Source organism: Constrictibacter sp. MBR-5, from assembly GCF_040549485.1.
In the GTDB taxonomy this organism is placed as follows: Bacteria; Pseudomonadota; Alphaproteobacteria; order JAJUGE01; family JAJUGE01; genus Constrictibacter.
Genome location: NZ_JBEPTK010000003.1, coordinates 35,669 through 55,979 on the forward strand (window position 1 = coordinate 35,669; position 20,311 = coordinate 55,979).

The following is a 20,311-nucleotide window of genomic DNA, read 5'->3' on the forward strand; positions in this document are numbered from 1 at the left end:
GCTTCAGTCCACACGGACGAGGCCGTTCTCGGCGAGCTGCTGCAGAAAGGCCACCGTCTCGCGCCGACAGACGTCGGGGGAAACGTCGTATTCCGAGCCCAGAGCCTCGGTCAGCGCCGCAAGCGAGCGCGGCTCTTCCAGGAGTTCCCAGATGCGCGTGCCCACGGGGCTCAGGCCCATGTAGTTGCCGGATTCGATGTCCAGCATGACCAGCTCGCCATCCACTTCGACCGCGACAGGCTCGGCCGTCCTGGCCACCATGCTGCTTTCAGTGAATTCCATCGCCGTCCCCTTTGCAGAGGCTATGGGGTACAGCCGCGCCGGACGCGACGCAACACGGATCGAACGCGCGCGTGTGTCTCCCCCCGCAGCATCGTCGCGGGCGGCACGATCAGACGGCGCCCTGGGCCCGCAGTGCCGCGATCCGCGCGTCGTCGTAGCCGAGGCCGCGCAGGATGTCGTCGGTGTCCGCGCCCATCGCCGGGGCAGCGTTCGCGAGCGGCGGCTCGCCGGGGGTACGGATCGCCGGACCGACCGTGCCGACGTCCGTGCCGCTCGGATGTGCCAGCGGGACGATCCGGCCGGTATCACGCACGAACGGATTGTCGAGTGCGGCCTTCATATCGTTGACCGGCGCCGCCGGCACCTTGCCGCCGAACAGCGCCAGCCATTCCTCGGTCGTCCGGTGCGACAGGGCCTCGTCCAGCATCTCCGTCACGCGGTCCCGATTGCGCAGCCGATCGGCGAAGGTGGCGAAGTCCGGATCGTCCGCCCATTCCGGGTGCCCCACGGCATGGACGAGGACCGGCCAGAACTTCTCCTTGTTGCACATGATGAAGATCCAGCCGTCGGCCGTGCGGTAGAGCTGCGACGGCGTCAGGTTCGGATGTGCCGAGCGCGGCTCGCGACCCTGGTTGACGCCGGCGGTCAGGTACCAGGCGCCGACATAGCAGAGGTTCGAGAGCGCCGTGTCGAACAGGCTGACGTCGAGGTCACGGCCGATGCCGGTCGCGCGCGCCTCGACAATGCCCGACAGCATGGCGATCGCCGCCTGCAGGCCGGTCGACAGGTCGACCAGCGACAGGCCCATGCGCGCCGGTGGCCCGCCGGGCTCGCCCGTCACCGAGAGATAGCCCGCCTCAGCCTGCATCAGATAGTCGTAGCCGGGCCAGGCGGCGCGTTCGCCGTCGCGGCCGTAGGCGGACAGGTGCACGCAGACGATGCGCGGGTTGACCGCCTTCAGGTCGTCATAGGTCAGGCGCAGCTTCGCCGGCTGGTCGCCGCGCAGATTGTTCAGCACCCCGTCGGCCCCGCGCACGAGGTCGTGCAGCACGGACTGCCCCTCGGGATGCTTCAGGTTCAGCGTGATGCTTCGCTTGTTGCGGTTGAACGCCTGGAAGAACAGGCTGTCGCCCTTGGGCAGCGGATCCTGCGCATGACGGACATGCCGGCCGACATCGCCGGCCTCCGCCACGTTCTCGACCTTGATGATCTCCGCGCCCAGGTCGGCCAGCTGCAGCGTGCCGAACGGACCCGCGCCGTACTGCTCGACGGCGACGATCCGCACCCCTGCGAGCGGCAGCATCAGGCCGGATTCCGCTGCACGAGCTGGCGGGCGATGATGATCCGCTGCAGCTCGTTGGTGCCCTCGCCGATGCACAGCAGCGGCGCGTCGCGATAGTAGCGCTCGATGTGGAATTCCTTGGAATAGCCGTAGGCGCCGTGGATGCGCATCGCCTCGGTGGCGTTCTCCAGCGCGGCCTCGGTGGCGAACAGCTTCGCCATGCCGGCCTCCATGTCGCAGCGCTCGCCGCGGTCGTAGGCGGCAGCCGCCTGCATCGTCAGGAGACGCGCGGCCTCCAGCCGGGTCGCCATGTCGGCCAGCTTGATCGCGATCGCCTGGTGCTCGGCGATCGGCTTGCCGAAGGTCTGGCGCTGCTGGGCGTAGCGGACCGAATCCTCCATCGCCGCCCGGGCGACCCCGATGCCGCGCGCCGCGACGTTGATCCGGCCCAGCTCCAGGCCGCCCAGCGCATGGCGCAGGCCGTAGCCCTCCTCGCCGCCGATCAGGTTGGCGGCAGGGATGCGGTAGTCGTCGAAGATCAGCTCGGCGGAATCGATGCCCTTGTAGCCCAGCTTCTCCAGCTTTCGGCTGACCGTGAAGCCGGGTCCCTTCGGCGCGATGAACAGGCTGGTGCCCTTGTGGCGGGGCTCGGCGCCCGGGTCGGTCTTCACCAGCAGGGCGAAGCAGGAGCCGTAGATGCCGTTCGAGATCCAGGTCTTGGTGCCGTTGATGACGTAATCGTCGCCATCGCGCCGCGCCGTCATGCGGATCGCCTGCAGATCGGTGCCGCAGTTCGGCTCGGTCAGTGCCAGCCCGCCGCGGATCTCGCCGGTGGCGAATTTCGGCAGCCAGGTCCGCTTCTGCTCCTCGGTTCCGAAGCGGGCGACCGCCGCGGACATGATCAGGTGCGAGTTGAAGATGCCCGAAAGCGACATCCAGACCGCCGACACGGCCTCGACGATCTTCGCATAGGTCGTCACCGGCAGGCCGAGGCCGCCATATGCCTCGGGGATGACGGCGCCGAACAGGCCGAGCTCCTTCATCCGCTCGACCATCTCCTCGGGATAGCGGTCGGCGTGCTCGAACTCCAGGACGTACGGCCGCACGTCGCGATCGAGGAACTTGTGGACCGCGTCGAGGATCTGCGTCTCGGTCTCGGCGGTATGGGCGGCGGTCATCTCTGCGCGTGTACCTCTGATCTGTAGGGGCGGGGCTTGCCCCGCCCGCCCGCATGTAACATCCGGCATTCCGAATGACCGATGGAGGGGCGGGGCAAGCCCACCCCTACGAAATCATCGGAATCAGCCGCCGAGGCCTTCCTCGAGGTCGAGCGCCTCGCCGAGGCCGTCGAGCGACAGGACGAGGTCGCGGATACGTTCCGCCCGCTCGCGGCTGACCGCCATCATGGCGTTGTCCATGTATTTCGCGACGATGTCGTCGGTGGACAGCGGCCGGTCGCCCGCGCCGCGATTCTTCGCCTCGCGGTGGCGCAGCGTGCGGCCGTCGACGGTCTCGATCACGACCTCGCCGGAATAATAGTTCGGGAAGGGCGAGTCCGGGTCGACCTCGTAGTCGACCTTGGCGGCGAGTTCGAGGATGGCACGGTCGCCGGTAACCTCGGGCTCCAGCTCGGCGAGCCCGAACTTGCCGCGCAGCACACAGGCAGCGATGATGTAGGGGATGCTGAACTGCGCTTCGTAGGCGCCCTGCGGCACCCGCTTCGCCGCGAGCGGCTCGCAGACCACCTTGACGGTCGGGGCCGGCATCCGCGCCAGCACGCGCTTGATCTGCTCCGCCTTCAGGCCGTGCTCGGCGACGAGGGCCAGGGTGGCGTCGGCGGTCGCATGGTTGAAGTGGCAGGCCGGGAATGGCTTCACGGCGCTGCGCATCACCTCCCAGCGGTCGAACATCGCCTCGGTGGCGCGCTCCATGTGCACGTCGGCGGCGAGCGGGCCGAGATGCGCGTTCCACAGGCCGAAGCGACCCTCATAGGCGCGTTTCGGCCCGACGAAGCCGTGCTTCGCCATCGCCGCCGCGGTGATGCCGGAAACGGCGGCCCAGCCCGGATGCATCCGCTTCGTCCAGGCGCCGTCCTCGAGGAACTCCAGGCTGCCCGATCCCATCGAGAGCGCGATGCCCTGCGCCATGGCGAGCTGCTCGTCGCTCGCGCCGAACAGCTTGCCGGCGGTGATCGCGCAGCCGAACGCGCCGAGGATGCCGGTCGGGTGGAAACCCACCAGATGCCACTGGCCCTCGGTCACCGAGCCGATCCGCCCGATCACCTCGTGGCCCGCCACATAGGCCGCCAGCAGGTCCTTGCCGGTCTGCCCCTCCTGCGCCGCGACGCCGAGCGCCGTCGGCAGCAGCGAGCAGGTGATGTGCGTCGCCGCCTGGATGTGGGTGTCGTCGTAGTCGAGGCCGTGGATCAGCACGCCGTTGACCAGGGCCGCGTCGCGCAGCGGCAACCGCGTCGCCATGCCGATCACCGCATGCTCGCCGGGACCGCCGAGCGCACGCGACGCATTCAGCGTGCGATGCGCGAAGTCGTAGCGCGTCGACGCCAGCGCGATGCCGACGGAATCGAGCATCAGTTCCTTGGCGCGCTGCCGCACGGCCGCGGGAATGTTGTCGTAGGTGATGGCGTTGGCGAACCGCGCCAGCGTCTCGGCGATGTTGGCGCCGGGCTGGATGGCGGGGACGGTGGTTTCGCTACGCTTCGTCGGAAACGGGATAGCGGTGCTCATCGCGGCATCCTCCTGCAGCGGGCCCATTCCGGGCATTCTATAGGCGCCCGCCGCCCGCTCTGCACGACGGTACGCCGCGGCCGCTCCGCACCGCCCCGACGCCGCGGGACCGCGCGGAGCGAAGCCGCTCAGAGATCGACGCGGCGCTTGCCGATGATCGCCAGGAACTCCCGGCGCGTCGCCTCGTTGTCGCGGAACTCGCCGAGCATGCGGCTGGTCACCGTCTGGACGTCCGGCTTGTAGACGCCGCGCGTCGACATGCACTCGTGCACGGCCTCCAGCATGACCGCCACGCCGCGCGGCTTCAGCACCTCGGCCAGGGTGTTGGCGATCTGCGCCGTCATCTTTTCCTGGATCTGCAGGCGCTTGCCGTAGACCTCGACGACGCGCGCCAGCTTGCTGATGCCGACGACGCGGTTGGTCGGGATGTAGGCGACGTGCGCCTTGCCGATGATCGGCGCGACGTGGTGCTCGCAGTGGGATTCGAAGCGGATATCGCGCAGGACGATCATCTCGTCGTAGCCCTCGACCTCCTCGAAGGTGCGGGCGAGCATGTCCGCCGGGTCCTCGTTGTACCCGTTGAACCAGTCTTCCCACGCGCGCACGACCCGGCCGGGCGTGTCGAGCAGGCCGTCGCGGTCCGGGTCGTCGCCCGTCCAGCGCAGCAGCACCCGGACGGCGGCCTCGGCCTCCTCGCGGCTCGGACGTTCGATCTTCCGTGGCGTGTCCAGATGAGCACGCTCGAGATCGAGTGGGGTGGTCGAACTCAAGGCAAAATTCCTTTCGTCTGGCGCCGCCGGCGGCTTTGCCCGCCGGGAGGATGTGGGCGCAAAGTCGCCACGGTCAACAATGCCGGCATACGCCGACGATCAGTGTACGGATTGCCGGATATGGGGACTGTCGAGCGAAAATGCCGGAATCGCCACGTCGAACGTCTGCCCGTCTTCCGTCGTCATCTGATATGTCCCCACCATGAAGCCGGACGGCGTCGAGAGCGGGGTGCCGCTGCTGTAGTCGAAACTGTCGCCCGGCTTGAGCACCGGCTGTTCGCCGATCACGCCCGCGCCGCGCACCTCGTGGGCGCGCCCGGAACTGTCCACGATCCGCCAGTAGCGGGTGAGCAGTTGCACGGTCTCCTGGCCCTGGTTCTCGATACGGATGTGGTAGGCCCAGACATAGTGGCTCTCGTCCGGCCTCGACTGGTCCTCCAGATATTCCGGCCGCACGGTGATCGTCACCGAACGGGTCGTCTTGGTGTACATCGCCTGGAGTCCTCAGGTGGGCTCGCGGCCTTGAGGGCCGCGGCCCGATACTAAGGCGGGCGATCCCGTGCCTCAACCCGGCGCCGTCACGACGCCGCGGCCAGTGCCTGTTCCAGGTCGTCCCGAAGGTCGGCCGCGTCTTCGAGGCCGACGGACAGCCGCAGCAGGCCCGGCGTGATGCCGAGATGCGCCTTGTCGGCGTCGGACAGGCGCTGGTGCGTCGTCGTCGCCGGGTGGCAGATCAAGCTCTTGGAATCGCCGAGATTGTTGGAAATGTCGATTAATTTCAACGCGTTGAGGAAACGGAACGCCGCGTCCTTGCCGCCCGCCAGTTCGAAGGCGATGACGGTGCCGCCCGCCGTCATCTGGCGCATGGCGAGCGCGTGCTGCGGGTGGGATTCGAGTCCCGGGTAGAGCACGCGGCCGAGGCCCTTCCGGCCGTCGAGGAAGCGGGCGACCTCCAGGGCGTTGCGGCAGTGCTTCTCGACGCGCAGCGGCAGCGTCTCCAGCGCCTTGAGCATCACCCAGGCGTTGAACGGGCTCAGAGCCGGGCCGGTGTGGCGCAGGAACGGCGTCAGCACGTCCTTGATGAAGGCCGTGTCGCCGAGCACCGCGCCGCCGAGGCAGCGCCCCTGGCCGTCGATGTGCTTGGTCGCGGAATAGACGACGATGTCCGCACCGAGCTTCAGCGGCTTCTGGAGCAGCGGCGTGGCGAAGACGTTGTCGACGATCACCCGGGCACCGGCGGCGTGCGCCAGTTCGGCGATCGCCGGCAGGTCGACGATCTCCAGGGTCGGGTTCGACGGCGATTCCACCAAGACGACATCGGTCGGACGCGACAGGGCCGCGGCCCACTGGTCCAGGTCGATGCCGTCGACCAGTTCCACCTCGACCCCGAAGCGCGGCAGGATCTCCTGGAGGATGTAGAGACACGACCCGAAGAGGGCACGCGCCGCGACGACGCGCCCGCCCGCCTTCAGCTGGCAGACCAGCGCCGCGTAGACGGCCGCCATGCCGCTCGCCGTGGTCCGGCAGGCTTCCGCACCCTCGATCAGGCGCAGCCGATCCTCCAGCATCGTCAGCGTCGGATTGGCGTAGCGCGAATAGACATAGCGCTCGAGCTTGTTGGAGAAGGAGGCCTCGGCCTCCTCGGCGCTGCCGTAGACGTAGCCGGAGGTGAGGTAGAGGCCCTCGCTGGTCTCGCGATGCTCGGAACGGATGGTGCCGCCGCGAACGAGCAGGGTCGCCTCGCGCCAGCCGTCGGTATCGGGATTGTTTTCGCTCATATCGTCCCTCGTCGGCTCCCGGTCGGGAGCGGTCTGAAGACCGGAGGCCGAAGGCCCAGCCATGTTCCTGCCGCAACGGGAACAAAAAAGCCCCGACGCAACGGCCGGGGCCCATGACAGGCCGACCTTTTAGCGCGCTTGTTTAACGTGGCCGCAATCCGGTCGATCAAATCGCCACGATCACCGACATTTAGAACCGGCTCCGAACGGCGTCAAGCGGATCGTCGTGCCCGCAAAACAGCCAGAACGTCGCCGGATGCCCAGCGGGTAGCCCGATGCCGCGGCCCGGACCGGGCGCGCTTGGTGGCATGGCGATTGCCTCTGCGGTGCAGACGCCAGCCGAAGGGAACCCCGACGCATGCTCCAGAACGCCTACCGCATCGGCCTCGCCATCGCTGCCCTCTTCGCCGCTTCCGGCGCGGCAACGGGGGCTGCGGCCGCCGACAAGGCGCATCTCCAGCTCGACTGGATCCCGACCGGCGAGCATGCCGCCTATTTCGCCGGCTGGCAGAAGGGCATGTGGGAGAAGCACGGCATCGAGATCACCATGGCGCGCGGCTACGGCTCCGGCGACACGATCGCCAAGCTCGCCGGCGGCGCGGCCGACTTCGGCGTCGCCGACATCGCCGCCGTGTTCACCGGCCGTCAGCGGACGCAGACGCCGGTCAAGGCGATCAGCGCCGTCTACACCCATTCGCCGCACTCGCTCTTCGTCCTGAAAAAGAGCGGCATCGCCGAATTCAAGGGCCTGGAAGGCAAGAAGATCGGCATCACGCCGGGCAACAGCCACAAGCTCTACTTCCCGAACGTCGCCGCGCGCGCCGGTACCGATCCCGAGAAGATCGTCTGGGTGAACACGGACGCGTCGGCCATGGCGGCGATGCTGATCACCGGCCGCATCGACGCCGCGCCCTTCTACTCGATCCACCACTACTACCAGAACAAGGCCGCCGTCCGTGCCGGCGAGGAGATCGCCGTGCTGCCGTTCGAGAAGACCGGCTTCACGATCTACGCCGCCTCCCTCGTGGCCACCGACGAGATGATCGCGAACAAGCCGGACCTGACGAAGCGCTTCCTCGCAGGGGCCTGGGATTCCTTCAAGTGGGCCAAGGACAACCAGAAGGAGGCGTGCGAGCTGCACGTGAAGAAGAACCCCGAGGTCGACGTCGACGACTGCATGGGCAGCCTGAAGGCGACCATGGGCTTCGTCTTCAACGACCATTCCGAGAAGACCGGCTTCGGCCGCTTCGACCCCGAGCGGCTGAAATACACCTGGGAGGTCGTGGCCGCCTCGCAGGACATGCCGAAGGACTGGGACTACGCGCAGGCCGTCGACACCAGCCTGTTGCCGTGAACGTGCGGCATCCGCAGAGCCCGGCGGCGTCATGATCCGGGTCGACCGCGTCACCAAGGTCTTCCGGTCGCGCGACGGCGCCGACGTCACGGCGCTGTCCGACGTCTCGATGGAGATCGGCCGGAACGAGTTCGTGGCACTCGTCGGCGCCTCGGGCTGCGGCAAGTCCACCCTGCTGCGGATGATCGGCGGCCTGCTGTCGCCATCCCAGGGCGGGATCGAGGTGGCCGGCACACCGGTCGCCGGGCCGCGGCGCGACACCGGTATCGTCTTCCAGAGCCCGACGCTGCTGCCCTGGGCGACCGTCCTCGACAACGTGCTGTTCCCGCTGAAGATCATGCGCCAGGTCGATTCCGGGGCGATGGACCGGGCGCACGCCCTGATCGACCTCGCCGGGCTGCACGGCTTCGACGGCAAGTATCCGCGCGAACTGTCGGGCGGCATGCAGCAGCGCGCCGCCATCTGCCGCGCGCTGATCCAGGACCCCGACATCCTGCTGATGGACGAGCCGTTCGGCGCGCTCGACGCGCTGACGCGCGAGGAGATGACGCTGGAACTGCTCCGCATCTGGACCGAACAGCCGAAGACAATCGTCTTCGTCACCCACTCGATCCCCGAGGCGGTGCTGCTGGCGGACCGCGTGATCGTGATGTCGCCGCGCCCCGGCCGCATCGCCGAGGTGATCGACGTGCCGCTGCCGCGCCCGCGCGACTTCGCGTCCGAGGCGAGCCCCGACTTCCAGGCCTGCGCCGGCCGGATCCGCAGCCTGATCTTCGGTGCGCGCCGTCCGCGCGCCGACACCGCAGCCTGACCCGGCGGAACGCCAGATGCAGAACCCATCCCTGCGCCGCTCCCTCGCTTCGGCCCGCGACGTCCTGCTGCCGACGCTCGTGCTCATCGGGCTGATCGTCGTCTGGGAGGCGGCCGTCGATTTCTTCGGCATCCGGGAATTCATCCTGCCGGCGCCGAGCGCCATCTGGACGGCGACGACGGCGATCTGGGGCACGGTGATGGACCATACGATCGCGACGCTGACCACCGTCGTCGTGGGATTCCTGGTGTCGATCGCGATCAGCCTGCCGCTGGCGGTCTTCATCACCGCCTCGCCCTGGATATCGACCGCGGTCTATCCGCTGCTGGTGCTGACCCAGTCGATCCCGAAGGTGGCGCTGGCGCCGATCCTGGTGATCGCGCTGGGTGCCAACGAGGCGCCGCGCATCGTCATCACCTTCCTGGTCGCCTTCTTCCCGCTGGTGATCGCCATCGCGACGGGCCTGCTGTCCGTCCCCGCGGAACTGATCGAGCTGGGCCGCTCCTACCGGGCGTCGCGCCTGCAGGAGCTGTGGCGCATCCGGCTGCCCTATGCCGTGCCCTTCATCTTCAGCGGCCTGAAGGTGGCGGTGGCGCTCGCCGTCGTCGGCGCCGTGGTCGGCGAGTTCGTCGCGGCGGACCGCGGCCTCGGCTACCTGATCACCACCTCCACGGCCTTCTTCAAGACGCCGCTCGCGTTCGGCGCGATGATCCTGCTGTCGCTGATGGGCATCGTGCTGTTCCAGGCGGTGGTCGTCATCGAACGCGTCTTCTTCCCCTGGTCGTCGGGCCAGGACACCGTCGTCGGCTGAACGCGTCCGCCAGAGAACCCGCCGGAACGAGGGACAGGACAATGACCTACACCATCATTCGCAACGGCCGCCTCGTCGATGCGGCGGCGCATCGCGCCGACCCGACCGACATCCTGATCGAGGACGGCACGATCGTGGCGGTCGGCGCGCCGGGGATGGACGCCCCGGAAGGTGCGACCGCGATCGACGCCACCGCGCGGCTGATGCACCCCGGCCTGATCAATGCGCACACCCACGGCCACGGCGGGCTGGCCAAGGGCATGGGCGACCGCTGGACGCTGGAACTGCTGCTCGCCGCGGGCCCCTGGACCAACGGCGCCCGGACGCTGGAGGACAAGTATCTGGCGACGGCCATCGGTGCGGCCGAGATGGTGCTGAAGGGCGTCACCGCCTGCTACGACCTGTCCTACGAGTTCCCGGCGCCGACGCGCGAGGGGATGGAGGCGGTCGGCCGCGCCTATGCCGACGTCGGCATGCGCGCCGTCGTGGCGCCGATGGTCGCGGACCGCAGCTTCTACGACGCGATTCCGGGGCTGATGGAGGCACTGCCGGACTCGCTCCGGAAGGAGGTCGCCAAGCTCCGGCTGGCGCCCTTCGAGACCAGCCTCGCCAACATGCGCGACATGCTGCACCACTGGCCGTTCGACCGCGACCGGATCCGGCCGGCGGTGGCGCCGACCATCCCGATGCACTGCACCGACGCCTTCCTGACCGGCTGCCGCGACCTCGCGCGCGAATACGGCGTGCCGATCCACAGCCACGTGTCGGAATCGAAGGTCCAGGCGGTCGCGGCGCTGAAGGTCTGGGGCCACAGCCCGACCGCGCATCTCGACGCGCTCGGCCTGCTGGGGCCCGACTTCACCGTGGCGCACGGCGTTTGGCTCGACGACGACGACATGCGCCGGCTCGCCGACCAGGGCGGCAGCATCGCGCACAATCCGGGCAGCAACATGCGCCTCGGCAGCGGCATCCTGGCGGCGCGGCGCGCGCTGGAGATCGGCGTCAACCTGGGCATCGGGACGGACTCGTCCAGCTGCTCCGACAATCAGAACATGTACGAGGCGATGCGGCTCGCGTCCTTCGTGTCGAAGGTGCGCGGGCCCGACTGGCAGCGCTGGCTGAAGACCGACGAGGTGCTCTCCGCCGCGACCGAGGGCAGCGCCCGGGCGCTGGGCTTCGAGAAGATCGGCCGCATCGCCGAGGGCTACAAGGCGGACATCGTCTTCCTCGACCTCGGCTCGATCAACTGGATACCGTTCAACGACCCGACCAACCAGATCGTCCACACCGAGGACGGCACCGGCGTCGACAAGGTGATGGTCGACGGCAGGATGGTGGTCGAGAACGGCCGGCTCGTGGCGGTCGACCTCGGGCGAATCGCGATCGACGCCGAGGCGGCGCGGGCGCGGCTGGAGGCCTCCAGCGCGCCGATGAAGGCGCTCTACGACCAGCTCGAGGGCATCGTCGGCACCTTCTGTCCCGGCATGGCGCACCAGCCGCACCACATCCACCGCTACGGCGCTTGCCACCATCCGGACTGAGGCGCACGATCCGTTGCGTGTGCGGGTGCGATCACGTCTCTGCGGCGGCCCGCCGCCTCCGATCCGGCCGTCGGCGGGCCTTCGCCACCCCGGCACGGATTCATGGAACAGGGCTTGCATCCGCGTAGCCGACGCTTCTCCGATCCGGGAGAGGACGCCCCTGTCCGAGAGGTCCAAATGCGCTTGAAATCAAAGGCCATCGCCGCACTGGCCGCCTGCGCCATGATGGCGGGCACGCCCTTCGCGGCCGGAGCGGAGACCAACATCAAGGTCATGGGCTGGTTCGGCAACCAGCCGCAGATCGACGAGGTCGAGATCCCGTTCTGGAAGGCGCTGCCCGAGAAGAGCGGCGGCGACATGAAGGCGACCTTCCGCACCATCAACGAGGTCGGCCTGAAGGGCTTCGAGGCGATGCGCACGTTGCAGAGCGGCGCCTTCGACATCGTCGCGATGCAGCTGTCGTACGTCGGCGGCGACGACCCGGTCCTGGTCGGCGTCGACATTCCCGGCCTCGCCTACGACTTCGAGACCGTGCGCAAGATGGTCGACGCCTACGCGCCGGTCATCGACCAGCGCCTGCAGGACCGCAAGGTCGGCAAGCTGATGGCGCTGTGGCCGTTCCCACCGCAGATCCTGTTCTGCAAGGAGCCGATCAAGACGCTTGCCGACCTGAAGGGCCGCAAGGTCCGCGTCACCGGGGCCGTGATCTCCGAAATGGTCAAGAGCTGGGGCGCCACGGCCGTCACCCTGTCGGGCACCGAGGTCTACCAGGCGCTGCAGCGCGGCCTCGTCGAATGCGCCGCCACCGGCAGCGCCTACGGCAACCAGTACGGCTGGTACGAGGTCTCCAACCAGCTCTACGTCCTGCCGGTCGGCGGCTACGCCCTCGTCGCGCACGTCGCCCGCTACGACTTCTGGAACAAGCTCAGCGCCGAGCAGAAGACCTTCCTCTCCGGCCAGATGAGCGAGATGAACGAGGCGATGTGGGCGATGGGCGAGTCCACCCACAATGACGGCGTCAGCTGCAACACCGGCAAGGAGCCGTGCAAGAGCGGCAAGGTCGGCAAGATGAGCATCCTCTACCCCTCGGACGAGGATAAGGCCTTCTTCAAGAAGACCGTCGAGGAGGTCGCCATGCCGGCCTGGATCAAGGACTGCGAGCGCGTCTATCCGGAGTGCAAGGCCAAGTACAACGCGACGATCGGCGAGGTCGTCGACCTGAAGATGTGAGCGTTCCGGGGCGGCGGGCGAGCCGCCCCGTTCTCCACGGACCCGATCTTTTCCAGGACTGGAGCGCGCGATGGTCGTGCGGGCGTTGGATGGCGTTGGCGGCGCGCTGCGCGGGGTCGGTCACGTGCTGGCGCTCGCCGTGGGCTGGGTGCTGATCCTGCTGTCGGCGACGATCGTCGTCGAGGTCGTGGGCCGCAAGCTCTTCGCCATGTCGCTGCAGGGCGTCGACGAGTATGGCGGCTACATCCTGGCCATCGGCTCGGCCGTGGGCTTCTCCCTGGCGCTGTTCCACAAGGCGCACATCCGGATCGACATCGTGATCCGTTACCTGCCGGTCCCGGTCCGCGCCGTCGCGGACCTGGTGGCACTTGCCGTGCTCGCCTTCGTCGCGGTGGAACTGACGATGACCGCCGTCGGCGTCGCGACGCAGTCGCACGCCATGCAGGCACAGGCGGTCAGCCCGCTGCGCACCCCGCTCGCGATACCCCAGGGCCTGTGGGCCGCGGCCCTGGCATTCTTCGCGCTTTCGGTGATCGTCGTCTTCCTGCGCACCGCCGTCGCCGTCGCACAGCGCGACTGGGCCACCGTCGAGCGCGAGGCGGGGCTCGCGGACATCGAGGAGGAGGTCGCCGGGGAGGTCGAATCGGCCAAGCGCCGCCTCGCCTACGGGGAGGGCGCGGCATGAACCTGCTCCTCGTCTTCGCCGCGGGCCTGATCGGCTTCATGTTCGCCGGCCTGCACATCGGCTCGGCGATCTACATGGTCGGCTGGATCGGCGACGCGACCGGCGGCGGCATCCTGTCGGCGATGATGGGCAACCTCGCCTGGACGACGATGAACGAGTTCCTGCTCGTCGCCGTCCCGCTCTTTATCCTGCTCGGCGAGATCCTGCTGCGCAGCGGCGTCGCCGACCGCATGTACGGCGCGCTGGCGGAGTGGCTGCGCTGGCTGCCCGGCGGCCTGCTGCACACCAACATCGCCGCCTGCGCCCTGTTCGCCGCCACCTCCGGCTCCAGCGTCGCGACCGCCGCCACCATCGGCACGGTCGGCATGCCCGCCTTTCGCGACCGCGGTTACAACGAGCGGCTGATCCTGGGATCGATCGCCGCCGGCGGCACGCTCGGCATCCTCATCCCGCCCAGCCTGAACATGATCGTCTACGGCGCCATGACCGGCGCCTCGGTCGGTCGCCTCTTCGTCGCCGGCATCATTCCGGGAATCATCCTGACCCTGATGATGTCGGGCATCATCATCGTCGTCTCGCTCGCCATGCGCAGCGACCGCACGCCCGAGGCGATGCTGCCGCTGGCGGCACGGCTCAAGCTGCTGCTCCACCTGCTGCCGGTGTTCGGCATCTTCTTCGTGATCATGGGCAGCATCTATCTGGGCATCGCGACGCCGACCGAGGCCGCCGCCCTGGGCGTCGTCGGCGCGCTCGGCATCGCCGCCGCGATGCGCCGTCTCAGCATCGCCATGCTGCACGAGGCGTTCCTGTCGACGGTGCGCACCACGGCGATGGTCGTGCTGGTGATCGTCGCCGCCTTCATCCTGAACTTCGTGCTCAGCTTCCTCGGCCTGCCGCAGTCGATCGCCAACTGGATCCAGGACCAGGGCCTGTCGCCCTATCAGACGATCTGGCTGCTGCTCGTCTTCTACCTGATCCTGGGATGCTTCCTCGAGGCGATCTCGATGATGGTGACGACGCTCGGGATCGTCGTGCCGCTGATCGTGAGCATGGGCTTCGATCCCGTCTGGTTCGGCATCTTCATCACGGTGCTGTGCGAACTCGCGCTGATCACGCCGCCGGTCGGCCTCAACCTCTACGTCGTCCAGAGCATCCGGACGACCCGGGGCAGCATGAACGACGTCTTCATCGGCACGCTGCCCTTCTCGTTGGCGATGCTGCTGTTCCTGACCCTGCTGATCTATTTTCCCGGCATCGCCCTTTGGCTGCCGAACCTGATGTTCGAGTAGGCGACCGCGCACCTTTCGTACCGCGCGGCGTTGTCTGTTCCGAACCGCCAGGAGGGCGGGCGGACAACGGAGGCGACGATGCAGCGCAATGGCATGCTCTACTTCCTCGTCGGCGGCTTGGTCGTCGCGGTCGCGGTCATGGGCTACGTGATTTACGACCAGCAGACCGAGGATCAGGTCGAGATGAAGATTGAGCTTCCCGGCGGAAAGGAACTGGGCGTCACGGGCACGGTCGATAAGTAGCCGGAGATCACATGGCGCATCGCGGAGGCACCGTCCGCGTCGGGATCTCCGGGTGGCGCTACGCACCGTGGCGCAGGGGCACCTTCTACCCCGACGGCCTGAAGCAGCGCTGCGAGCTGCACTATGCCAGCCGCCGGTTCGGCGCCATCGAGATCAACGGCACCTTCTATGCCCTGCAGCGCGCGTCGTCGTTCCGGTCGTGGCGCGACGACACGCCGGACGGCTTCCGGTTCGCGCTCAAGGGCGGACGCTTCGTCACGCACATGCGCCGGCTGAAGGATACCGGGCCGGCACTGGCTAATTTCTTCGCGTCGGGCGTGCTGGAACTGGGCGATAAGCTCGGCCCGATCCTGTGGCAGCTGCCGGCGAGCTTCCGCTTCGATGCGGACCGGCTCGCGGGCTTCTTCGACGCGCTTCCGCGCACCCAGGGCGAGGCGGTGACGCTCGCGCGCCGGCACGACGGCAAGCCGAAGGAGCCCGGCTGGTCGGGTGCGGTCGCACACCGTCCCATCCGCCACGCCCTGGAGGTCCGCCATCCGAGTTTCGCGGATCCGGCATTCCCGGATTTGCTGCGCGAGCACGGTGTGGCGCTGGTCCTTTCGGATGCCCCCGGCTGGGCGGCGTATGGCGACGCGACAGCGGACTTCGCCTACATCCGCCTGCACGGTGCCGAAGAACTCTACGCCAGCGGCTATGAGAACGCAGCACTCGACAGTTGGGCGGAGCGGGTCCGCATCTTCGCCGGCGGCGGCGAACCCGAGGATCCGCCGCGACTGGCGAAGCAACGGGCGCCACGGCGCAACCGCGACGTGTTCGTCTTCTTCGACAACGACGCCAAGGTGCGCGCGCCGCACGACGCGATGGCCCTGATGCGGCGCCTCGATCTGGCGCCGCGGGCGTAAGGATCAGGCGGGGCGGACGACGATGCGCTTCTCGGCGGCCTCCTCGACCGCCTTCCGGCTGAACAGCATCGGCACGTATTCCTCGCGCGCCCAGATGTCGAACAGGTCGCGATAGTGCGGGCTGCGCGGGTCGCCCGACTGGCCCGGCGCGTTCACCGTCCAGCAGCCGTCCCAGTTGCCGACATCCACCACCATCCGCCAGGAGACGCCGTGCATGACGCGGAAGTCGCTGGCGCGATAGCCATTGTTGTTGACGGTCAGGCCGCTGCCGCCCTTCGGCGCCGGCCCGACGTCGAGCCTCGCCTTCCATTCCGGCGAGGCCGAGGCCGACAGGGCGTGCTCGAAATAGCCGTGGTGCAGCTTGCCCCAGGCCCAGCCGGCCGGGTCGGCGCCGAGCCGTTCCGCCGTGGCGCGCACCGCCGCGCCCAGCGTCTCCAGCAGCAGCGCGTCGCGCGCCGCGGCACCGTCCGTGCCGAAGCGCGCATCGACCTTCTCGACCAGGTCGACGATCAGCGCCGTGTCCGGGGTCGCGATCATCTCCGCCAGCCCCGGCGGGCCGAGCCGGCGCAGTGTCGCCGGCGTCAGGTGCTGCATGAACCAGATCTCGAACAGGGCCGCCGGGCCGGACTCCGGCCCCAGCCGGCAGTCCCAGCCGCGCAGTAGGTCGAGCCCGCGCGCCGTGTCGGCGTCGTCCGACGACAGGTTCGTCAGCAGCGCGGTCAGCCGCCGCGCCGACACGTTGGCGAAGTCGGTCTGCAGCGCCTTCGTGTCTTCGATGGAGAATTTGCGCTTCTCCTCCAGGCCCTCGCTCACCCGCACATAGCGCGCGCCGTCCGACCATTCGAAGCAGGTCTGGTGCGGATAGCCCTCGGGATGGTTCATCTGGTTCGCCGAGGCGACCCAGCCGCGCGACGGGTTGTAGAGGCGCGGGTGCTCAGATTTCGCCAGGAAGCCGTTCCATTCGTACCGGCCGTCGCCGGGCACCGGCATCAGCCCGTCCCAGTTCGGCCGCACCGGCACGTGTCCGGCGCCGATCCAGCCGATGTTGCCGTCGACGTCGGCATAGACCTGGTTGGCCGAGGGTGCGCCCCAGCCGTCCATCGCCGCCACGAACTCGTCCCAACTGGTCGCGATGATGTAGTTCAGGCTCGCCAGATAGGCGGCCGTTCCCGGCGCGGTCCACACCGTCCGCACCGCCCAGGCGCGGCCGGCGGCCTCGTCCCTGTGCAGCACCGGCCCGTGCCGGGTGAAGCGCAGCTGTTCGTGCCGCGCCGGCCCGTCGCGCACGTCGATCGTCTCGTCGATCACCCGCATCCGCTCCCAGCCGTCCCCGTAGCGGTAGAGGTCGGGATCGTCCGGGTGCAGTTCGTAGACGTAGAGATCTTCCTGGTCCGACGGCCAGATGGTCAGGCCGAAGGCGATGCGCTCGTTGTGGCCGAAGGACACGCCGGGGACGGCCGGCTCGCCGGCGCCGATGACGTTGAGGCCGGGCGCGCAGAGGTGCGCGATGTAGCGCAGCGACGGATGCTCGTGCTGCCGGTGCGGATCGCTCGCCAGGATGGCGCGGCCGGTGGTCGTGCGGTCGGGCGCCAGCGCCCAGTTGTTGCTGCCCTGGGTGTCGACGTCGACGGTCTCCAGCGGCCGGTCCAGCCGGTTAGGACCGAACGCCACCGGCTCGGTCGCCGACAGGTAGGTCTTCACCACCTCGGCGGGCACCGGTCCCGGCGGCAGGCCTTCCGGCGGCTGCGCCGCCCAGATGGGCTCCAGCTTGCGATGCAGCCCGTCCGCCTCGATGCCGAAGCGGTCGGCGATGTTGGTGCGCAGCGCCTCGTACTCCAGGTTGCGCACGCGCGCATGCGCCCGGCAGCGGACCACGTCCTCGGCGTTCCAGCGCTCCGGCTTCGTGCCGGTCAGCGCGAACTCCGGCGGCAGCCGCTCGGGCTCGCGCTCGGTCAGGTCGATCCAGGCGTTGATCCCCTCGACGAAGGCCTCGGTCCAGGCCTTGGCCGCGATGCCGTAGCTGCCCCACTCGGCCGACATGTCGCCGCGATAGATCAGCAGCCGCGCCGCCCGGTCGCGGTCGGCGTAGCCCGGCCCGAAGTCGCGCGCCAGCAGGCCCAGCCCGCGCTTGCGCCACAGGTCGATCTGCCACAGCCGGTCGCGCGCCGCGTTGAAGCCCTGCACGAAGAAGGCGTCGCGCGGGCTCTGCGCATACATGTGCGGGATACCCCACCGGTCGATCAGGATCTCCGCCTCGGCGTCCAGTCCGGCGGCGGCCAGCGTCTCGGTGTCGATGCTCATCGGGTGCTCGCGTCGTTCACGGGATCAGCCGCAGTGTGGCCGCAGCCGGCGCCGCCGCCAACCGGGTATCTGCGCGCGACGCGCAGGGGTGGCGGGGTCCGCCACCTCCCGGTACCGTTGTTGCAATGCTCGGCACCGTCGTCGCGCCCTACCCCGCCAGACCAGGATCCGCATCCGTGTCCGAACCATCGCATCGCCGCTTCTCGCTCGGGATCGACATCGGCGGGACCTTCACCGACATCGTCGTCTACGACCACGCCGAGGGGCGCCGGTTCAGCCGGAAGGTGCTGACCACGCACGACGACCCGTCGCGCGGCGTGATCGACGGCGTCGACAGGGTCCTGGCGGAAGACGGCGTGCCCGCCGCCGAGATCGGCCGGGTCGTGCATGCGACGACGCTATTCACCAACGCGATGATCGAGCGGAAGGGCGCGGTAACCGGACTGGTGACCACCGCCGGCTTCCGCGACGCGCTGGAGATCGGCCGCGAGCGGAAATACGAACTCTACGACGTGCATATCGAGAAACCCCAGCCGCTGGTGCCGCGCCACCTGCGCGCCGAGGTGCCGGAGCGGATGGACGCGCGCGGCGCGGTGCGCATCCCGCTCGACGAAGCAGCGCTGGAGACGGTGGTGGACGGGCTGGTGCGCGAGGGCGTGACCTCGGTTGCGGTCGCCTTCCTCCACGCCTACGCGAACCCGGCACACGAGCGCGCCGCGGCGGCGGTCGTCGCGCGGCGGTTTCCCGAACTCGCGGTCAGCACTTCGTCGGACGTGGCGCCGGAGATCCGCGAGTACGAACGCACCTCCACGGCGGTCGCCAACGCCTACATCAAGCCGCTGGCGCGCGGCTATCTCGACGCGATCGCCGCACAGCTCGCACGGCGCGACATCGCCGCACCGCTGCTGCTGATGATCTCCAACGGCGGCCTGACCCATGTCGAGGAGGCCAAGCGCGTGCCGGTGCAGCTGCTCGAATCCGGGCCGGCGGCGGGCGCGCTGGCGGCGGCCTGGTTCGGCGCCGAGGATGCCGGCGGCGACGTGCTGGCCTTCGACATGGGCGGGACGACGGCGAAGCTGTCGGTCGTCGACGGCGGCAAGCCCCTGGTCGCCTACCATTTCGAGGCGGCGCGGCAGAAGCGCTTCGCCGAGGGATCCGGCCTGCCGATCCGCATCTCCACCATCGAACTGATCGAGATCGGCGCCGGCGGCGGGTCGATCGCGCATCTGGACGCGATCGGGCTGCTGAAGGTCGGGCCGGAGAGCGCCGGGTCGGAACCGGGGCCGGCCGCCTACGGCCTGGGCGGTGTGAAGCCGACGGTGACCGACGCCGACTTCCTGTTGGGCTATCTCAACCCGGACTTCTTCGCCGGCGGGTCGATGGCGATCGACATGGCGGCGGCGCGCGGCGCCATGGCGCGGGTGGCCGACGCGGCGAACCTTACCGTGGAGCAGCTCGCCTGGGGCATCCACGACGTCGTCAACGAGAACATGGCGAGTGCCGCGCGCGTCCACATCGCCGAGCGCGGCAAGGATCCGCGCCGCTACGCCCTGCTCTGCACCGGCGGCGGCGGCCCGCTGCATGCCTATTACGTCGCCAGGAAGCTGAACCTGAAGCGCATCGTCTGCCCGAGCTCGGCCGGCGTCGCCTCGGCCATGGGCCTGCTGATCGCGCCGGCCAAGGTGGACCGGGTGGCGACCGTGGCGCAGCGGCTCGACGCGCTCGACTGGGCGGCGTTCGAGTCGACGTTCGGCAGGCTGGAGGCGGACGCGCGGCGCATCGTCGGCGAGACCGGGCTCGATCCGGCGACGGCGCGCATCGAACGGATCGCCGACGTGCGCTATGTCGGCCAAGCCTTCGAGGTGGTCGTCGACCTGCCGCCGGGACCCTACGACGCCGGGTCGCTGCCGGCGCTGATGGCGGCGTTCGAGGCGGCCTATGTCGAGAAATTCACCCGCACGCCGCCGGCGGTCTCCGTCGAGATCATCAACGTGCGCGTCTCGGTCGCGGCACCGGTGCCGGGCGGCGAACTCGGCATCCGGGCCGACGCGAAGACGGCGGCCGAGCCGATCAAGGGATACCGGCGGATGTACTTCCCCGAATGGGGCGAGCATCGCGAGGCGCCCGTCTTCGACCGCTACGCCATGGCGGCCGGAGACCGGTTCGAGGGACCGGGCGTCGTCGAGGAACGCGAGTCCACGCTGGTGATTGGCCCGGGCGCCAGCTTCCGCGTGTCGGAGACCGGCAACCTCGTGGTCGACCTGCCGTGAACGCAGCCGAGGATCAGC

18 protein-coding genes and 1 riboswitch are annotated in these 20,311 nt (G+C 69.1%); of the genes, 10 read left to right on the forward strand and 8 right to left on the reverse strand.

The window, feature by feature from the left end; all coding sequences use genetic code 11:
* Positions 1-3: 3 nt before the first annotated feature.
* The 7 genes from ABIE65_RS07170 to metZ form a co-directional block, all read right to left on the reverse strand.
* On the reverse strand, positions 4-282 hold the full coding sequence (locus tag ABIE65_RS07170; protein WP_354076666.1) for a PqqD family peptide modification chaperone: 279 nt from the start codon (positions 280-282) through the stop codon (positions 4-6).
* A 109-nt stretch (positions 283-391) separates the two neighbouring features.
* Positions 392-1,585: a CaiB/BaiF CoA transferase family protein gene (locus tag ABIE65_RS07175; RefSeq protein ID WP_354076668.1), complete on the reverse strand. Its 1,194-nt coding sequence runs from the start codon at positions 1,583-1,585 to the stop codon at positions 392-394.
* Entirely contained in the window at positions 1,585-2,742 is a 1,158-nt protein-coding gene (locus ABIE65_RS07180; RefSeq protein ID WP_354076670.1) for an acyl-CoA dehydrogenase family protein, read from the reverse strand. The genes ABIE65_RS07175 and ABIE65_RS07180 overlap by 1 nt, the downstream gene beginning before the upstream one ends.
* 123 nt (positions 2,743-2,865) lie before the next feature.
* A complete protein-coding gene (locus tag ABIE65_RS07185) occupies positions 2,866-4,308 on the reverse strand; it encodes an MmgE/PrpD family protein (protein WP_354076672.1) in 1,443 nt (480 codons plus the stop codon).
* 128 nt (positions 4,309-4,436) lie between these two features.
* A complete protein-coding gene (gene folE, locus ABIE65_RS07190; protein WP_354077411.1) occupies positions 4,437-5,039 on the reverse strand; it encodes a GTP cyclohydrolase I FolE in 603 nt (200 codons plus the stop codon).
* A 138-nt stretch (positions 5,040-5,177) separates the two neighbouring features.
* Entirely contained in the window at positions 5,178-5,570 is a 393-nt protein-coding gene (apaG, locus tag ABIE65_RS07195; RefSeq protein WP_354076673.1) for a Co2+/Mg2+ efflux facilitator ApaG/CorD, read from the reverse strand.
* Between the two features lie 86 nt (positions 5,571-5,656).
* Positions 5,657-6,856, reverse strand: a complete 1,200-nt coding sequence (gene metZ, locus ABIE65_RS07200; RefSeq protein ID WP_354076675.1) for an O-succinylhomoserine sulfhydrylase — start codon at positions 6,854-6,856, stop codon at positions 5,657-5,659.
* A gap of 109 nt (positions 6,857-6,965) precedes the next feature.
* Positions 6,966-7,044: riboswitch (SAM riboswitch) on the reverse strand.
* Between the two features lie 170 nt (positions 7,045-7,214).
* Here metZ and ABIE65_RS07205 point away from each other — a divergent pair.
* From ABIE65_RS07205 to ABIE65_RS07245, 9 genes are all read left to right on the forward strand, one after another.
* Complete coding sequence (locus ABIE65_RS07205; RefSeq protein WP_354076677.1) at positions 7,215-8,210, forward strand: ABC transporter substrate-binding protein; 996 nt, start codon at positions 7,215-7,217, stop codon at positions 8,208-8,210.
* Between the two features lie 31 nt (positions 8,211-8,241).
* Entirely contained in the window at positions 8,242-9,021 is a 780-nt protein-coding gene (locus tag ABIE65_RS07210; RefSeq protein ID WP_354076679.1) for an ABC transporter ATP-binding protein, read from the forward strand.
* Positions 9,022-9,037: 16 nt separating this feature from the next.
* The gene (locus ABIE65_RS07215; protein ID WP_354076681.1) at positions 9,038-9,832 is read left to right on the forward strand and encodes an ABC transporter permease; all 795 of its coding nucleotides are present in this window, start codon (positions 9,038-9,040) and stop codon (positions 9,830-9,832) included.
* 41 nt (positions 9,833-9,873) lie between these two features.
* The gene (locus ABIE65_RS07220) at positions 9,874-11,373 is read left to right on the forward strand and encodes an amidohydrolase family protein (RefSeq protein ID WP_354076683.1); all 1,500 of its coding nucleotides are present in this window, start codon (positions 9,874-9,876) and stop codon (positions 11,371-11,373) included.
* Between the two features lie 177 nt (positions 11,374-11,550).
* Positions 11,551-12,603, forward strand: coding sequence for a TRAP transporter substrate-binding protein (locus ABIE65_RS07225; protein ID WP_354076685.1), 1,053 nt, complete (start codon positions 11,551-11,553; stop codon positions 12,601-12,603).
* A gap of 70 nt (positions 12,604-12,673) precedes the next feature.
* Complete coding sequence (locus ABIE65_RS07230) at positions 12,674-13,288, forward strand: TRAP transporter small permease subunit (RefSeq protein ID WP_354076686.1); 615 nt, start codon at positions 12,674-12,676, stop codon at positions 13,286-13,288.
* Positions 13,285-14,577: a TRAP transporter large permease gene (locus tag ABIE65_RS07235; protein WP_354076688.1), complete on the forward strand. Its 1,293-nt coding sequence runs from the start codon at positions 13,285-13,287 to the stop codon at positions 14,575-14,577. Before ABIE65_RS07230 ends, ABIE65_RS07235 begins: the two co-directional genes overlap by 4 nt.
* A 78-nt stretch (positions 14,578-14,655) precedes the next feature.
* Positions 14,656-14,820 carry a hypothetical protein gene (locus ABIE65_RS07240; RefSeq protein ID WP_354076690.1) on the forward strand — a complete coding sequence of 55 codons (165 nt, stop codon included), beginning with the start codon at positions 14,656-14,658 and terminating at the stop codon, positions 14,818-14,820.
* Between the two features lie 11 nt (positions 14,821-14,831).
* Positions 14,832-15,722 (forward strand): DUF72 domain-containing protein, encoded by an 891-nt coding sequence (locus ABIE65_RS07245; RefSeq protein WP_354076691.1) that lies wholly within the window; start codon positions 14,832-14,834, stop codon positions 15,720-15,722.
* A 3-nt stretch (positions 15,723-15,725) separates the two neighbouring features.
* Here the strand turns inward: ABIE65_RS07245 and ABIE65_RS07250 are convergent, their stop codons facing one another.
* Positions 15,726-18,023, reverse strand: coding sequence for a penicillin acylase family protein (locus tag ABIE65_RS07250; RefSeq protein WP_354076693.1), 2,298 nt, complete (start codon positions 18,021-18,023; stop codon positions 15,726-15,728).
* Between the two features lie 176 nt (positions 18,024-18,199).
* On the opposite strand from ABIE65_RS07250, the gene ABIE65_RS07255 reads away from it, so the two are divergent.
* On the forward strand, positions 18,200-20,293 hold the full coding sequence (locus tag ABIE65_RS07255) for a hydantoinase/oxoprolinase family protein (RefSeq protein WP_354076694.1): 2,094 nt from the start codon (positions 18,200-18,202) through the stop codon (positions 20,291-20,293).
* The last annotated feature ends 18 nt before the right edge of the window (positions 20,294-20,311 follow it).

What these genes read in the sequence shown, in the direction of transcription:
- apaG (WP_354076673.1), bottom strand. Translation starts at nt 5,570, where the DNA reads ATGTACACCAAGACGACCCGTTCGGTGACGATCACCGTGCGGCCGGAA.
- ABIE65_RS07245 (WP_354076691.1), top strand. Translation starts at nt 14,832, where the DNA reads ATGGCGCATCGCGGAGGCACCGTCCGCGTCGGGATCTCCGGGTGGCGC.
- ABIE65_RS07170 (WP_354076666.1), bottom strand. Translation starts at nt 282, where the DNA reads ATGGAATTCACTGAAAGCAGCATGGTGGCCAGGACGGCCGAGCCTGTC.
- metZ (WP_354076675.1), bottom strand. Translation starts at nt 6,856, where the DNA reads ATGAGCGAAAACAATCCCGATACCGACGGCTGGCGCGAGGCGACCCTG.
- ABIE65_RS07220 (WP_354076683.1), top strand. Translation starts at nt 9,874, where the DNA reads ATGACCTACACCATCATTCGCAACGGCCGCCTCGTCGATGCGGCGGCG.
- ABIE65_RS07250 (WP_354076693.1), bottom strand. Translation starts at nt 18,023, where the DNA reads ATGAGCATCGACACCGAGACGCTGGCCGCCGCCGGACTGGACGCCGAG.
- ABIE65_RS07205 (WP_354076677.1), top strand. Translation starts at nt 7,215, where the DNA reads ATGCTCCAGAACGCCTACCGCATCGGCCTCGCCATCGCTGCCCTCTTC.
- ABIE65_RS07235 (WP_354076688.1), top strand. Translation starts at nt 13,285, where the DNA reads ATGAACCTGCTCCTCGTCTTCGCCGCGGGCCTGATCGGCTTCATGTTC.
- ABIE65_RS07240 (WP_354076690.1), top strand. Translation starts at nt 14,656, where the DNA reads ATGCAGCGCAATGGCATGCTCTACTTCCTCGTCGGCGGCTTGGTCGTC.
- ABIE65_RS07180 (WP_354076670.1), bottom strand. Translation starts at nt 2,742, where the DNA reads ATGACCGCCGCCCATACCGCCGAGACCGAGACGCAGATCCTCGACGCG.
- ABIE65_RS07230 (WP_354076686.1), top strand. Translation starts at nt 12,674, where the DNA reads ATGGTCGTGCGGGCGTTGGATGGCGTTGGCGGCGCGCTGCGCGGGGTC.
- ABIE65_RS07225 (WP_354076685.1), top strand. Translation starts at nt 11,551, where the DNA reads ATGCGCTTGAAATCAAAGGCCATCGCCGCACTGGCCGCCTGCGCCATG.
- ABIE65_RS07215 (WP_354076681.1), top strand. Translation starts at nt 9,038, where the DNA reads ATGCAGAACCCATCCCTGCGCCGCTCCCTCGCTTCGGCCCGCGACGTC.
- ABIE65_RS07185 (WP_354076672.1), bottom strand. Translation starts at nt 4,308, where the DNA reads ATGAGCACCGCTATCCCGTTTCCGACGAAGCGTAGCGAAACCACCGTC.
- ABIE65_RS07210 (WP_354076679.1), top strand. Translation starts at nt 8,242, where the DNA reads ATGATCCGGGTCGACCGCGTCACCAAGGTCTTCCGGTCGCGCGACGGC.
- ABIE65_RS07175 (WP_354076668.1), bottom strand. Translation starts at nt 1,585, where the DNA reads ATGCTGCCGCTCGCAGGGGTGCGGATCGTCGCCGTCGAGCAGTACGGC.